The following is a 13,286-nucleotide window of genomic DNA, read 5'->3' as shown; positions in this document are numbered from 1 at the left end:
GCGCGGAACCCCTCCTCGGGTCGACGGAACGTTCGCTGGTGGAACTCACGTTCGCTGACGTCGACGTTACAGCGTCACTGTACGTGCCGGGTAGCCGGCCCCCACCGGGGTAGGGGCCGGACTTACCGGGATAAGTGGCCGAGGCAGGCCAACCATCGCCGCGGGACCCTATCATGAGCGTAAGTGCGGTGTTCACCTGCACTGAATGCGCGCGCGAGGAAGGGTATTGACATGCTGCTGAATCTGGGCGGGGAGTTGCGGCGGGCACGGGAGTCGCGCCGCCTCAGTCTTCGCGACGTCGCAACGTCGGTGGGTGTGTCGCCAAGCCTGCTTTCGCAGGTGGAGACGGGCAAGACCCTCCCCTCCGTCAGCACCCTGTACGCACTGGTGAACTACCTGGGGCTCTCCCTGGATGGCCTTCTCCGCGATCCCGAGCATGATGCGCACCCTCCCTTCACGTCCTCGTGGACGTCGACGACGACCCAGGATTCCGCAGATCGACTCACGGACGGGGTCGTGCAGCGGCGGGAAGACAACCCGGCGCTCGAGATGGAGAACGGTGTGACCTGGGAGCGTCTGGCGGCGGGCGGCAGCACGCTGGCGGATCCTCTCCTGGTCACCTACCCGGAGCGCGCCTCGTCTTCCGTCGAAGGCAAGATGATGCGTCACGGGGGAGTGGAGTACGGGATCCTCCTCGAAGGCCGGCTGACGCTCCGGGTCGACTTCGAGTCGTACGACCTCAAGCCGGGTGACTCCTTCTGCTTCGACTCCGCTCGCCCGCACGCCTACGTCAACCGGTCCGACAGCCCCGCGAGAGGCATCTGGTTCGTCATCGGCCGCCGTGAGGTCGGGGAGCGGGCGATGCCTGACTCGTGGGGCGGGCGCGGACCCATGACGCCCCCGTCGAGCATCGTCGCGGACCTCCAGCAGGCTGTGAAGAGACTGCGTCCCGGGGCCACCGCCTGACATGCCCCGCGTTCACCGGAGCGATCGGAACGAATCCCGCATCTCTTGTGCGAACACGGCGGGCTGCTCCCACGCGGCGAAGTGGCCGCCCTCATCAAGGCGACGGAAGTGGATGAGGTTCGGGTACGCGGCCTCGGTCCAGCTGCGCGGTGCCGCGTAGATCTCGTCGGGGAACACGCTGACGGCCACCGGGATCGTCACGCCCTTCGGTGCGAAGAAGGCCAGCTTGCTCTCCCAGTACAGCCGAGCCGAGGAGACGGCGGTGTTGGTCAGCCAGTACAGCGAGATGTTGTCGAGGATGTCGTCCCGGGTGAGCCCCGTGGTCGCGTCGGCGAACGCGCGCGCGATCAGGCTGTAGCTGCGCGCATCGTGATCCAGCATCCACGCGGCCAGTCCGACGGGCGAGTCGGCGAGGGCATACAGCGTCTGGGGACGGTTGGCCATCTCCTGCGCGTAGCCGAGACCGTGCGCGTAGAAGAATGCGAGCTGATCCCACGCACCGCGTTCTTCCTCTGAGAGGTTCGCGGGCGGTTCGGCGCCGTTCCCCAGCGCTGCCGCGATGTCGGAGGGGACCGTCGCGGGCATGTTGGTGTGGATGCCGATCAGACCCGCCGGCTCCAGCAGCGCCATCTGCTCGGTCACCGCGTTTCCCCAATCGCCGCCCTGCGCGACGTACCGGTCGTATCCGAGCCGACCCATCAGTTCGACCCATGCATGTGCGATCCGGATGGGGTCCCATCCTGTCTCAGCCGGCTTACCGGAGAACCCGTGCCCCGGAAGCGAGGGGATGACGACATCGAAGGCATCCGCGGCATCCCCGCCGAAGGCGACCGGGTCGGTCAGCGGGCCGATGATCTTCAGCTGCTCGATGATGGAGCCCGGCCACCCGTGAGTGACGATCAACGGCAATGCGTCGGGATGACGCGACGTCACGTGGATGAAGTGGATGTCCAGTCCGTCGATCGTGGTCACGAACTGGGGGAGGGCGTTGAGGCGCGTTTCCACGGCTCGCCAATCGTGCTCGTCCGCCCAGTACTCCGCGAGGGCCTTCATGACGTGGAGCTGAACCCCCTGGGAGGCGTCGCCCACGTTCTCGCGCTCGGGCCACCGCGTGTCGCGCACGCGGCGGTGCAGGTCGTGCAGCTCACGCCGGGGGATGTCGACGCGGAAGGGGCGGATGGCCGAGTCGCCGTCGGCGGAGGTGGTGAGGCGCTCGGGCTGGGTGGTGGTCATGATGGTTCCTCTCGGGGATGCTTCGATGTCGTGGACGACACCGGTACCCACGCTCCCGCTCGTGGGCGGATGGGGCGTCCGAGGGAGTCCGCAACTTGCCGGCGCCGTCGGGCGGCGTTGGGGAGAACCCCTCAACTCACGAGCGGACGTCAGGCGACCGGCCGGGCGCGTGACCCAGCGCGAAGGCGGTCGCCTCGCTGCGGCGCGCGACGCCGATCTTGCGGTACAGGCTGGTGATGTGCCGTTCCACGGTGCGGTCGCTCAGCCACAGCACGCCCGCGATCTCTTTGTTGCTGAGCCCCTGTGCGAGCAGACCCAGCACTTCGGCCTCCCGTCGGCTCAGACCGGCCGTCGCGGGGGAGGAGCCATCGGAAACATGGGGTGGGTCGGGAGTGGTCCGCGCGGTGGGGCGCAGAACAGGCGGCCGCACGTCTGCTTCCGCGGCGGAGAGGGCGTGCACCGACTCCCGCAGCCGACGCGCGACAGAGGTGAGCGACGGTTCCATGTCATCCACGAGTGAGCGGATGAGGGCCTCGCGCCGGGCGAGGGCCGTCTCGGCGGCGATGCGGGCCTGCTGTTCGGCGGCCAGGCGGTGGGCGGTGTGAAAGGCGATCACCGCCTGCCCCACGGCGACTCGCAGCAGGTAGGTCTCCAGAGGTGTCGGAAAGTCCCGCCGGTCCGCAGCGGCGAGAACGACCGCTGTCTCCCAGGGCAGGGTGAGGGGGATGCAGGTCACCCGCAGCCCGCCCCCGGGCACGTCGACATCCGTCGTCACGATCCCCGGTTCTGCGAGCATCCCCGCGTCGCGAGCGATGACGAGCTCGGGCGCCAGGTCGGGGCCGGCAGGCAGCCACGTTTCGATCGGCCGGCTCGCGGACGTCCCGCCGAAGCGCACGTACGCGGCGCGGAGCTGCAGCATCCCGGTGAGAACGCTCAGGAGTCCGGTCGCGATCTCGCTCGGACGCTGGTCCACCCACATCGCCGGAAGAGCGAGAAGCGCCCCCATGTCGCGCAGCCACCGTCGCGAATCCACGCCGCCCGCCTCCGCATCAGGCGCGGAGGAACGTCCTGGACTCGGCGCGGTGCTCATCGCAGCGGATCCTCCTCAGTGGCCAGCGGATACGCCTCGCTCCTCCAGGAACTCCGACGGCGGCACGAAGTAGGGGTTTTCCTGCAGGAGACCACCCAACAGAACCATCGGGTGGGTACGAAGGATGTCGATGATGAAGGCGCCGTCGAACTTGGCGGTGTCGTAGGTGCAGATCACGACGTTGCGGTGACGGGCATGGATGAAGTTCGCTCTCGCCTCGAACTCGATGAGGCTGTCCGCGATGTCCGGACGGCCGACCGCCCACCCCATGTCCGCCCACATGCGGACGAGGGACGGCGTCGCCCGGCCGAGAAGCCGGTCGAGGAGGGTCAGCATCGACTGCTGGTCGAACGTCCCGCCACGGAGGTAGGTGTCGTCCCAGGTGCGCACCTCGCACTGGTGCCGTTCGAGCAGCGCCGCGGTGTCGAACCCGAGGTGCCGGAGGCGATTTACCGGTGCAGCGGACCGGGCAGTGTCGACGAGGAAGAGCAGTCGATCACCCGCCGCGATCCCCTGCCGCACGAACGGATCCAGGACGACGGTCTCCTCGTCCTGGGAGTTGATGAACGCACAGACGTGGCGGTAGGTGTCGAGCACGCCCCCGGCGAAGGTCACGCGGCTGGCGCCGTCGGAGCTGTCGGTTGTTGTCATCGATCCGCTCGATCCACGGGGTCGGGAAGCCCCACGTGACCGGACAGTAATGCACCTCCTGCCCCGCCACAATGGTTCTGTCGATGCGTTCGCCTCGGCGGGTCATCCGAACGTGAAGCAGTACCCCTCCGCGCCGGCGGCGGCGAACTCTATCTCGACGGTGCGGTCGGTGATCGGGCCGGGCTGTCGCACCAGCTGATAGGTCCCCGGGCGTGCCAACTCGCCTCGACCGTCGGCGTCGGCGTCGACATCGGAGCCGGCCGCCGCACCCACCGGCTCGCCGTCGATCAAGACACGGAAGGGGATCGCCGTCGCGCCGGTGTTCCGCATGACGAGGTTGACGTCGCGGGCATGGAAGCGGAGGGCGATGCGGCCGGTCGTGCCCTCGAGCCGGACGGAGTCGGATGAGACGGTCCATTCCCCGTCCAGCCCCCAGCTGTTCAGGGGCATGTCGTCGTCGATCCGGTAGGCGGAGCGCTGGTCGATGGCGCCCAGTCTGTCGGGAAAGAACTCCGCACTCCGGTCGTATCCGAGATAGGTCTCAGGAGACCTCAGGGTTCGCCAGTCAGCCCCGAGTTCGAGTCCTTCAGGCTCGACGCTCACCAGGTCCATGCCCACCTCCGCACCCTGGTCGGCGAGCAGTCGCTGGATCACCATCTCGGTGGCGGCGTACTCGCCCTCACCGAAGTGGTGGTAGCGGACGCGGCCACGTCCGTCGGCGATGTAGACGGCGGGCCAGTAGTGGTTCGCGAACTCCTCCCACACGCCATAGTGCGCATCCAGAAGAACCGGGTACTCGACGCCGAGCTGTCGGCAAGCCTCGGCCACGTTGCGGGGATCTCGCTCGAAGCCGAACTCGGGTGTGTGCACGCCCACGATCGTGAGTCCCGCATCCCGGTAGGTGTCGTCCCAGGCGCGGAGATAGGGGAGGGTCCTCAGCCAGTTCACGCAGGTGTACGTCCAGAAGTCCACGACGACGACGCGTCCGCGCAGATCCTCGGGTGTCAGCGGGGCGGAATTGAGCCATCCGGTACCGCGGTCGAACCGCCCGAGACGGCCCTCGTCGGGCAACTCCGGGTCGTTTCCGGAGAGCCGGTGGACGAGCGAGCGCACGGACATGGTGAACCTCCCTGATCGAATGTCCGCTCTCGCCCGGGCCGTGTCAACGCTCGGGCGCGGGTTGAGGGGTTCTCCTCAACCGGCGAGCCGAACCCGCCCACGATGGGCGATTCCACCGACGCCGGCGCGGTACGGCGCACGGCACAGTGGCCTTCTCGGTGCCCGATCGGGTTCGGGCCCGCTCACCAGGGGAGTCGACATGTCCGTCGAATTCGGACCGTTACGTTCGGTCGATGCAGGCCCGCTCCGAACCGAGTACATCGACCTCGGGCCGAAGGCCGGCCCTGCGGTGCTCCTGCTGCACGGATGGCCGTATGACATCCACAGCTTCGAGGAGGTCGCGCCCCGTCTCGTGGCAGCCGGTCATCGCGTGATCATTCCTTCTCTGCGCGGCTTCGGGGGCACGTCCTTCCTGAGTGACGAGACCGTACGCAACGGCCAGCAGTCGGCGGTGGCGTTGGACGCGGTGAGCCTGCTGGATGCGCTCGGGATCGAACGGGCCGTGGTCGGCGGGTTCGACTGGGGGGCTCGCACGGCCGTCATCCTTGCGGCGCTCTGGCCGGAACGGTGCGCCGGGCTCGTCGCGGTGAGCGGCTACATCGTCGTGAATCTGGAGGCCAACCGCCTGCCTCTTCCACCGGCGGCGGAGCTGGGATGGTGGTACCAGTACTACTTCGCCACCGAGCGCGGTCGGCGCGGTTACGACCAGAACAGGCGCGCGTTCAACAGACTGATCTGGCAGCAGGCGTCTCCGCTGTGGCGTTTCGACGACGCGACGTTCGAGCGTTCGGCGCCCTCTTTCGATAATCCCGACCACGTGGAGATCGTCATCCACAATTACCGCTGGCGTCTCAGCCTCGCGGGCGGGGAGCCGCAATACGACGATCTCGAGCAGCGGCTCGCGCAGCGCCCGACGATCGACGTGCCGACGATCACGATCAGCAGTGATTTCGACGGCCCCGCCGCCGACGGGCGGGCGTACGCGGACCGGTTCACCGGGTCGTACACGCACCGCGCGCTTCCCGGGATCGGCCACAACGTCCCGCAGGAGGCACCCGGCCCGTTCGCCGACGCCATCCTGGAGGTCGCGTCCCGATCGCGTGCGCGACGCACGTGACAGGACCGCTGCGGAGGGCCAGGATCGGCACATGCGCAGGAACCACCCCGTCGCGGTGACCGTCGTCGGTGGTCCGACCGTGCTGATCGAAGTGGGTGGTCTGCGCCTGTTGACCGACCCCACTTTCAGCCCGCCCGGACCCCAGCCGTCCGGCACCCGGACCCTCACGAAACTCGCCGGTCCCGCGTTCCCCGCCGACAGCCTCGGTCCCATCGACGCAGTGCTCCTCTCGCACGACCAGCACGCCGACAACCTCGATGAGGCCGGACGCGCGCTCCTCCCCGGCATCCCGGTCGTCGTGTCGACACATGCCGCGTCCGAGCGACTGTCCGGAGTCCACATGGACGCCCTGACGCCGTGGCACCACACCGAGCTCGCCCGAGAGGGACTTCCCCCCGTCATCGTCACAGCGGTCCCGGCCCACCACGGACCCGACGGCACCGAGGACTCGTCGGGTCCCGTGATCGGCTTCATCCTCACTGCCGAGGACATTCCGACCGTGTATGTCAGCGGCGACAACGCCTCCACGCGGGTGGTCGAAGACATCGAGCATCACCTCGGACCCATCGACGTCGCGATCGTCTTCGCCGGCGCCGCCCGCACGGCGCGCATCGACGCGTACCTCTCGCTCACCAGTGCGCAGGTCGCGGCCCTCGCCGGCCTCCTGCCGGAGGCGGTGATCATCCCCGCGCATATGGACGGGTGGGCGCACTTCACCGAGGGGGCGGCGGATGTCGCGACAGCCGTGACCGCCGCCCGCATCCAGGATCGGGTCCTGGTTCTTCCGGTCGGCGTCCGCGCCGAGCTGGCGCTGTAGGCGGCGTGGCGGCGTATCTCACTCTCGATCGGCGCTGCGCCCGCCCGCGCGCATTACACGTCCAGCCGCTCGCGTCAACCCAGGCGCACGAACGGCCCGCGGTCGCATAGACCGGTACCGAGTCCGGTCCCCCCGATCGGCAGCGAGAGGAAGACATGTCAGAAATGTATGGAAGCGGGTCGGCGGGTGCATCGGGGGCTTCAGAGCCTCAGTCGGGCACGGTCGAGACCGCGAAGAACGAAGCAGGCGAGGTCGCCGGTACCGCCAAGGAGCAGGCCGGCCACGTCGTAGAGACGGCCAAGACCGAGGCTGCTTCCGTGGCCCGCGAGGCGAAGACCCAGGTCAAGGACCTCTACTCGCAGACCCAGAGCGAGCTGAAGGAACAGGCCGCCGTGCAGCAGCAGCGGGTGGCCGAAGGCCTCCGCTCCCTCGGGGACGAGCTGGGCTCGATGGCGGAGAAGTCGGAGACGCCCGGGGTTGCTGCAGACCTCGTGTCGCAGGTGTCCTCCCGCCTGAGCGGGGCAGCCACGTGGATCGGCGACCGCGACCCGGGCTCGTTGCTGAACGAAGTGAAGTCGTACGCGCGCCGCAAGCCCGGCGTCTTCATCGCGGCTGCCACCATCGCGGGACTCGCGGCGGGCCGGCTGACGCGTGCCCTCGCCGAGCAGGCGGCGGACGACAAGGACGCATCGTCGGTCTCGTCCGGAACCGTGACGACGGGGTCGACCTCGGGCACCGTCGGTGGGACCGGCGTCCGGCCCGTGCCGCCGGTTCCCGGTGAGTTCAGTTCCGCGCCCGTCGGTTCGCCGGCCGTCGGGACACCGGTCTACGACCAGATCCGCGGTGCCGGGTCCGGTGAGGGGAGCACAGATGTCCGATCAGACACCCTCTGAACAGAAGGCAGCGACGAACTCGCTGGGCGAACTGCTCAGTGAGGTGACGGGCGACCTTTCCACGCTCATGCGGCAGGAGCTCGAGCTCGCCAAGGTGGAGCTGCGAGAGTCCGCCAAGCGGGCCGGAAAAGGCGCGGGCATGCTGGGCGGCGCCGCATACGCGGCTCTCATGGCGATCTTCTTCCTGTCCGTGGCCCTGTGGTGGGCGCTCGGATGGCTGGTCGGTCTCGGCTGGTCGGCCGTGATCGTCGCCGTCATCTGGGGTGTGATCGCGCTGGTGCTGTACCTGTCCGGCCGCAAGCAATTGAACGAGACCAAGGGGGCGCCGCAGACCGTGGACACGCTCAAGCAGATCCCCGATGCCGTGAAGAGAAATGAGGAAAACCGATGAGCGATTCACCGGAAGCCATCCGTGCCAACATCGACCGCACCCGCCAGGAACTCGGCCTCGATGTCGACGCGCTCGCCGACAAGGTGACGCCGTCCAAGATCGCTCAGCGCCAGACCGACAAGGTCAAGGGCGCCTTCGGGTCCGTCCGTGAGCGCATCATGGGCGCCGCCGACGACGCATCCTCGTCGGTGCAGGGTGCCGGCTCGTCCGCCGCTTCGGGCGTCTCCGACGCCGGTCAGCGGCTGGCGTCGAAGGCGGAGGGAAACCCGCTCGCCGTCGGTCTGATCGCCTTCGGCGTCGGACTCGTCGTAGCCTCCCTCATCCCCGCCTCGGAGAAGGAGAAGCAGGTCGCCGGAGCCGTCAAGGAGCAGGCGCAGCCTCTCGTCGATGAGGCGACGAATGTCGCCAAGGAGGCCGGGGAGCACCTTCGGGAACCCGCTCAGGAGGCGATGGCCGCCGTCAAGGAGACCGCGACCGACGCGGTGTCCAACGTGCAGGGCGAAGCAACGGATGCGGCCGGGACGGTCACCGACCGGGCGCGCGACGCCCGGGGCGCGGTGAGCGACAACGCCTGATCCTGTGTGATCAACGGGTGCTGCACGGCTGAGAGCCGCGCAGCACCCGTTTTCTTTTTCCCGACGACGGTCAGGACGGCTCCGCTGACACCGACCCCCGCAGGCGCAGGGGCATCGTCAGCCGGTCCACGTGCGGGGCCAGCGGGAACGGCTCCTCGAGCAGCATCTCGATGGCGCGGTGCCCGAGCTCGTGGTGAGGGATGGCGAACGTCGTGAGGCCTGGGCGCACCCACCCGGCGAGCTGATGGTCGTCGAAGGAGACCACGGAGAAGTCGCCGGGGATACTCAAACCCGCCTCCGCGATGGCCTGATATGCGCCGAACGCCAGGCGATCGTTGAACGTGATGAGAGCCCCCCGGCGTTCGCCCGCCGAGAGCAACCGCGATGTGGCCCGCCATCCGTCCTCTGGCAGCCACACCGTGCACAGCAGTGCACTCGCCGGTGAGACGCCCGCCTCGGAGAGCGCCGCGAGGATTCCGGCGAGCCGTTCCCGTCCGGCGACGCTCTGCCGGGGAACGTCTTCCAGAGAAGGTCCCGCTCCGATGAGATGGATGCGGTCGTGACCGGACTCCAGCAACGTCGTGGCGGCCGCCCGGCCCGCAGCGTATTCATCGGGGACCACGGCGGGGGCCGATTCGAGCGGATCGGGAAGCGCGTTCAGGAGGACGGCGGGTCGATTCCGCAGGGCGGCCGGAAGCGATCGCTCCCGCGTGAACATCGACGCGATGACGAACCCGTCGACCTGGCGGTCGAGCATGGCATCCACGAGGCGATCCTCCTCGTGCAGGTCACCCTCCGTTTCGCCGATGAGCAGCATGTAGCCGTTGCGATGCGCGTGGCTCAGCGCACCCTTGATCATGTCTCCGGCCAGCTGCGAGGTGGCCACGGTGTCGGAGATGAATCCGATGGTGCGACTCGACCCGCTCCGCAGCCCCGCCGACACGATGTTCGGCCGATAACCGAGTTCGGATGCGACCCGGCGGACGCGTTCCTGGGACGAGCTCGAAATTCGCAGCTCATCCCCGCGTTCACTCAGCACCAGCGACGCGGTCGTCCGCGAGACGCCCGCTGCACGCGCCACGTCGGCGAGCGTGACTCGTCTCTGACTCACTGGGCCCCTCCGCTCTGCGAAGATCCTAGCCGGGTCGGTGTGAACGAACCGCGGGGCGCAACCGTTGACAGCGAGCGGGTCGAGAGGAGATGATGACCGTGCTAACGCGATTTAGCACAGTGTTCATGCATCCTGGTCCGGATGGAAGGGAGACACCGGTGTCTCATTCAGAACGTCCACACACACGCGCACTCGCTCCGGGGAGCGTGCTGGTCCTTGCGGTACTCGCCCTCACGGCGTGCGCCCCGCCCGGGGGCGGCACCGCCGCCCCGACCAGCTCCTCCGGCCCGGTCTTCGGCGGAGGCGAGCCCACCTGCGGCGAGGACGATGTCGTCCTGGACATGTATGCCGAGACGGGGTTCGCGCTGCCGGGGGAACTGGCCGACGAGTTCACCCGTCAGTATCCGAACGTCACGTTCGACGTTCGCGAAGACCAGTTCGCCGTTCTCACCCAGAACGCGCCTCGCGTCCTGCGCGACTCGCCGCCCGATCTCATGCGCCTGCCGCAGATGTCGGAGCTCGCCGAGGGCGATCTCCTCCTCGACCTCGACCCCTACGCCGAGGTGTTCGGATGGACCGACTGGCCCGAGTCGCAGCTCGAGCAGTTGCGGGTGGATGACGAAGGCCGCCGTGGAGAGGGGCCCTTGTACGCCATGGGCCTCAACTTCTCCATGACGGGCGTCTTCTACAACAAGGAGCTCGCCGCTCAGATCGGGATGACGGAGGCGCCGCAGACCCTCGAGGAGTTCGACGGCTACCTCCAGGCCGCCAAGGACGCCGGACTCACACCGATCGCGCAGTTCAACGGCGGCGCCACCGGTGGTCTGCTCTTCCCGCTGCAGGGTCTCATGGCCTCCTATGGGGAGACCGCGCCCGTCAACGACTGGATCTTCCAGACACCCGACGCGAGCATCGACACTCCCGACAATCTCGCCGCGACCGAACACCTGCAGGGCTGGGTGGAAGCCGGCTACTTCGCTCCTGACGTGAACTCGCTGGATTACTCCCAGATGATGAGCCGGTTCATCGGCGGGGAAAGCGTGTTCATCTTCAGCGGAGACTGGGAGTCGGGCAACCTCGACACCCAGATGGCGGGCAACGCCGGGTTCTTCCTCGTGCCGCCGGTCGACGAGGGGGGAGCACAGGGTGCCATGTCCGCCCCGCTGACCTACGGCATCTCCGCGTTCGCCGAGAACCCCGACTGCGCGGCCTTCTTCCTCGACTGGGTCGCGACCGATGAGACGGCACGCACGATCACCGTGGAGGTGGGCGGGTCGCACCCGATGGGCCCCGCGGATGCGTTCATGCCGGAGGTGGCCGCCGGGTCGGTGACCGAGGCGACCCTCGCCGCGGGCACCGTCATCAACGAGAAGAACGGCGCGATGGACTTCATCGCGAACGCTACGGGCGCCATCTACGCCCAGAGCTGGACCCCCAACATCCAGCGTCTGGTCGCCGGCGAGCAGGATGCGGCGGGCCTGCTGAGCTCCGTCCAGTCGGACTACGAGAACGAACTCGCCGACTGACGGATGTCTTCCCCTCGTCAGGCTGCGGCGCCGGTGTCCCGAACCGGCGCCGCAGCCCCTTCCTCAGAGCCGCCGCCGGCATCGCGCCCCGGCGCGCGTCGGCGGCGCCTCACCTGGGCGATACGCGCGTACGTGCTCGTGGTGCCCGCGGCGCTGTTCTACATCGCGTTCGTCGTGGCGCCCATCATCCGCACCGCCCAGTACTCGCTGTACGACTGGGACGGCATCACCCTCGCCACGTGGGCGGGGTGGGACAACTACCTGGAGGTCTTCGCCAACCCCACGTTGGTGGGCGCGATCCTCAATTCCTTCGAGCTGATCATCTACTTCAGCATCATCCCGGTCATCCTGGGGCTGCTCGCGGCGAACATCATCAGGGGAATCGCGGCGAGCCGGCTCGCCGTCGTCGCGCGCACGGTGTTGTTCCTTCCTCAGGTGATCCCGCTGGTGGCAGCCGGCATCATGTGGACGTGGCAGCTGTCGACCAACGGGCTCATCAACCAGCTGCTGGAGGTCGTCGGACTCGGTGGCATCGCGCGCGCCTGGCTGGGGGACACCCAGACGGCGCTGCCCGCGGTCGGTGTCATCGGCGCGTGGGTGCAGTTCGGCCTGTGCCTGTTGCTTCTCCTGGCCGGCATGACCAAGATCGACCCCTCGCTGTATGAGGCGGCCCGGATCGATGGTGCCGGCCCGGCCCGTGAGTTCTTCTCCATCACCCTGCCGAGCCTGCGCCAGGAGATCGCGGTGTGCGTCACCATCACCGTGATCTCGGCGCTGGCGAGTTTCGACATCATCTACATCTCGACGCAGGGTGGTCCTGCCAACAGCACCCTCGTGCCCGGCCTGCAGATCTACTACCTCGCGTTCTTCGAGCGGGATATCGGCACCGCCTCGGCGCTTGCCGTCGTGCTCATGGTGCTGGTGCTCCTGGTCGTGCTGCCGCTGCAGCGCGTGCTGAGAGGACGGGACGCGTGATCGTTTCGTCGCGTGAGGTGTGGCTCGGCCGCGCCCTCCTGGTGCTGCTCATGCTGATCACCGTGATGCCCTTCCTGAGCCTCTTCGTCACGGCCCTGCACGAACCCGGCACGTATCCCGGCGGACTCAGCTGGCCGGAGGAACCGCACTGGGAGAACTTCGTGCTGGCCTTCCAGGCGGCCGACATGCTGCAGCTGCTGTGGTCGAGCGCGCTCATCGAGCTCGGGGTCGTGCCGATTGCGATCCTCATCGCGACCCTCGCGGGCTTCGCGCTCGGCCACCTCAAGCCCGCCGGTGGGCGCGGGGTGTTCATCGCCTTCCTGCTCGGGCTGACGCTCCCGTTCGAGGGCATCATCGTGCCGCTGTACTACCAGCTGCGCGAGTTCGGGCTCCTGAACACCCGGTGGGCGATCATCCTGCCCCTCATCGGCCTCTTCATGCCCTTCGCAGTCACATGGATGCGGGCGCACTTCATCAACATGCCCCAGGACGTCTCGGAGGCGGCGCGCGTGGACGGCGCCACCACGTGGCAGCTCTTCTGGCGCATCCATGTCCCGCTTTCCGTCCCTGCGTTGTCCTCGCTCGCGATCCTGCTGTTCCTGTGGACGTGGAACCAGTTCCTCCTCGCCGTGGTGCTGGTGGACGACCCTGCCCAGCGGACGATGGCCGGTGCGCTCGGAGCCTTCCAGGGGCAGTGGGGTACCGACATCCCGCTGCTGTGCGCAGGGTCGCTGCTGATCCTCACGCCCACTCTGATCGTGTTCCTCGTCTTCCAGCGTCAGTTCGTGGCCGCCCTTCTCCAGGGCTCGCTGAAGGGCTGAC

Annotated in this window: 14 protein-coding genes; 9 read left to right on the top strand and 5 right to left on the bottom strand. The window is 68.2% G+C overall.

What is annotated here, in order from left to right; genetic code table 11:
• Positions 1–231: 231 nt before the first annotated feature.
• The gene (locus tag AC4FS2_RS12300; RefSeq protein WP_491156560.1) at positions 232–966 is read left to right on the top strand and encodes a helix-turn-helix domain-containing protein; all 735 of its coding nucleotides are present in this window, start codon (positions 232–234) and stop codon (positions 964–966) included.
• Between the two features lie 12 nt (positions 967–978).
• On the opposite strand, the gene AC4FS2_RS12295 is transcribed toward AC4FS2_RS12300, so the two are convergent.
• The 4 genes from AC4FS2_RS12295 to AC4FS2_RS12280 all read right to left on the bottom strand — a co-directional run bounded on the left by AC4FS2_RS12295 (position 979) and on the right by AC4FS2_RS12280 (position 5,059).
• Positions 979–2,199, bottom strand: a complete 1,221-nt coding sequence (locus AC4FS2_RS12295; protein WP_491156561.1) for an epoxide hydrolase family protein — start codon at positions 2,197–2,199, stop codon at positions 979–981.
• A gap of 136 nt (positions 2,200–2,335) precedes the next feature.
• Positions 2,336–3,289 (bottom strand): helix-turn-helix transcriptional regulator, encoded by a 954-nt coding sequence (locus AC4FS2_RS12290; protein ID WP_491156564.1) that lies wholly within the window; start codon positions 3,287–3,289, stop codon positions 2,336–2,338.
• Between the two features lie 15 nt (positions 3,290–3,304).
• Entirely contained in the window at positions 3,305–3,940 is a 636-nt protein-coding gene (locus AC4FS2_RS12285; protein ID WP_491156566.1) for an MEDS domain-containing protein, read from the bottom strand.
• Between the two features lie 102 nt (positions 3,941–4,042).
• Positions 4,043–5,059 carry a redoxin domain-containing protein gene (locus AC4FS2_RS12280; RefSeq protein ID WP_491156567.1) on the bottom strand — a complete coding sequence of 339 codons (1,017 nt, stop codon included), beginning with the start codon at positions 5,057–5,059 and terminating at the stop codon, positions 4,043–4,045.
• A 199-nt stretch (positions 5,060–5,258) separates the two neighbouring features.
• Between AC4FS2_RS12280 and AC4FS2_RS12275 the strand changes: the two genes are divergently transcribed.
• The 5 genes from AC4FS2_RS12275 to AC4FS2_RS12255 all read left to right on the top strand — a co-directional run bounded on the left by AC4FS2_RS12275 (position 5,259) and on the right by AC4FS2_RS12255 (position 8,852).
• Positions 5,259–6,176 (top strand): alpha/beta fold hydrolase, encoded by a 918-nt coding sequence (locus AC4FS2_RS12275; protein ID WP_491156568.1) that lies wholly within the window; start codon positions 5,259–5,261, stop codon positions 6,174–6,176.
• 31 nt (positions 6,177–6,207) lie between these two features.
• Complete coding sequence (locus AC4FS2_RS12270) at positions 6,208–6,993, top strand: MBL fold metallo-hydrolase (protein WP_491156569.1); 786 nt, start codon at positions 6,208–6,210, stop codon at positions 6,991–6,993.
• A gap of 155 nt (positions 6,994–7,148) precedes the next feature.
• The gene (locus AC4FS2_RS12265; RefSeq protein ID WP_491177310.1) at positions 7,149–7,886 is read left to right on the top strand and encodes a hypothetical protein; all 738 of its coding nucleotides are present in this window, start codon (positions 7,149–7,151) and stop codon (positions 7,884–7,886) included.
• Positions 7,864–8,277, top strand: coding sequence for a phage holin family protein (locus AC4FS2_RS12260; RefSeq protein ID WP_491156573.1), 414 nt, complete (start codon positions 7,864–7,866; stop codon positions 8,275–8,277). The genes AC4FS2_RS12265 and AC4FS2_RS12260 overlap by 23 nt, the downstream gene beginning before the upstream one ends.
• Positions 8,274–8,852 carry a DUF3618 domain-containing protein gene (locus AC4FS2_RS12255; RefSeq protein ID WP_491156575.1) on the top strand — a complete coding sequence of 193 codons (579 nt, stop codon included), beginning with the start codon at positions 8,274–8,276 and terminating at the stop codon, positions 8,850–8,852. Before AC4FS2_RS12260 ends, AC4FS2_RS12255 begins: the two co-directional genes overlap by 4 nt.
• Before the next feature lie 70 nt (positions 8,853–8,922).
• Here the strand turns inward: AC4FS2_RS12255 and AC4FS2_RS12250 are convergent, their stop codons facing one another.
• On the bottom strand, positions 8,923–9,963 hold the full coding sequence (locus AC4FS2_RS12250) for a LacI family DNA-binding transcriptional regulator (RefSeq protein WP_491177308.1): 1,041 nt from the start codon (positions 9,961–9,963) through the stop codon (positions 8,923–8,925).
• Positions 9,964–10,121: 158 nt separating this feature from the next.
• Between AC4FS2_RS12250 and AC4FS2_RS12245 the strand changes: the two genes are divergently transcribed.
• From AC4FS2_RS12245 to AC4FS2_RS12235, 3 genes are read left to right on the top strand one after another with little or no spacing between them, the layout of a single operon-like run.
• Positions 10,122–11,489, top strand: coding sequence for an ABC transporter substrate-binding protein (locus tag AC4FS2_RS12245; RefSeq protein WP_491177306.1), 1,368 nt, complete (start codon positions 10,122–10,124; stop codon positions 11,487–11,489).
• A gap of 3 nt (positions 11,490–11,492) precedes the next feature.
• The gene (locus AC4FS2_RS12240) at positions 11,493–12,464 is read left to right on the top strand and encodes a carbohydrate ABC transporter permease (RefSeq protein ID WP_491177304.1); all 972 of its coding nucleotides are present in this window, start codon (positions 11,493–11,495) and stop codon (positions 12,462–12,464) included.
• Positions 12,461–13,285: a carbohydrate ABC transporter permease gene (locus AC4FS2_RS12235; RefSeq protein ID WP_491177302.1), complete on the top strand. Its 825-nt coding sequence runs from the start codon at positions 12,461–12,463 to the stop codon at positions 13,283–13,285. The genes AC4FS2_RS12240 and AC4FS2_RS12235 overlap by 4 nt, the downstream gene beginning before the upstream one ends.
• Position 13,286: the final 1 nt, after the last annotated feature.

The sequence above is a fragment of the Microbacterium sp. Z10_103 genome, assembly GCF_058310455.1.
This window is presented reverse-complemented; position numbering and strand designations above follow the sequence as displayed.

Coding starts and splice junctions, on each gene's coding strand:
- AC4FS2_RS12270 (WP_491156569.1), top strand. CDS start 6,208: ATGCGCAGGAACCACCCCGTCGCGGTGACCGTCGTCGGTGGTCCGACC.
- AC4FS2_RS12295 (WP_491156561.1), bottom strand. CDS start 2,199: ATGACCACCACCCAGCCCGAGCGCCTCACCACCTCCGCCGACGGCGAC.
- AC4FS2_RS12275 (WP_491156568.1), top strand. CDS start 5,259: ATGTCCGTCGAATTCGGACCGTTACGTTCGGTCGATGCAGGCCCGCTC.
- AC4FS2_RS12240 (WP_491177304.1), top strand. CDS start 11,493: ATGTCTTCCCCTCGTCAGGCTGCGGCGCCGGTGTCCCGAACCGGCGCC.
- AC4FS2_RS12260 (WP_491156573.1), top strand. CDS start 7,864: ATGTCCGATCAGACACCCTCTGAACAGAAGGCAGCGACGAACTCGCTG.
- AC4FS2_RS12280 (WP_491156567.1), bottom strand. CDS start 5,059: ATGTCCGTGCGCTCGCTCGTCCACCGGCTCTCCGGAAACGACCCGGAG.
- AC4FS2_RS12265 (WP_491177310.1), top strand. CDS start 7,149: ATGTCAGAAATGTATGGAAGCGGGTCGGCGGGTGCATCGGGGGCTTCA.
- AC4FS2_RS12255 (WP_491156575.1), top strand. CDS start 8,274: ATGAGCGATTCACCGGAAGCCATCCGTGCCAACATCGACCGCACCCGC.
- AC4FS2_RS12290 (WP_491156564.1), bottom strand. CDS start 3,289: ATGAGCACCGCGCCGAGTCCAGGACGTTCCTCCGCGCCTGATGCGGAG.
- AC4FS2_RS12300 (WP_491156560.1), top strand. CDS start 232: ATGCTGCTGAATCTGGGCGGGGAGTTGCGGCGGGCACGGGAGTCGCGC.
- AC4FS2_RS12285 (WP_491156566.1), bottom strand. CDS start 3,940: ATGACAACAACCGACAGCTCCGACGGCGCCAGCCGCGTGACCTTCGCC.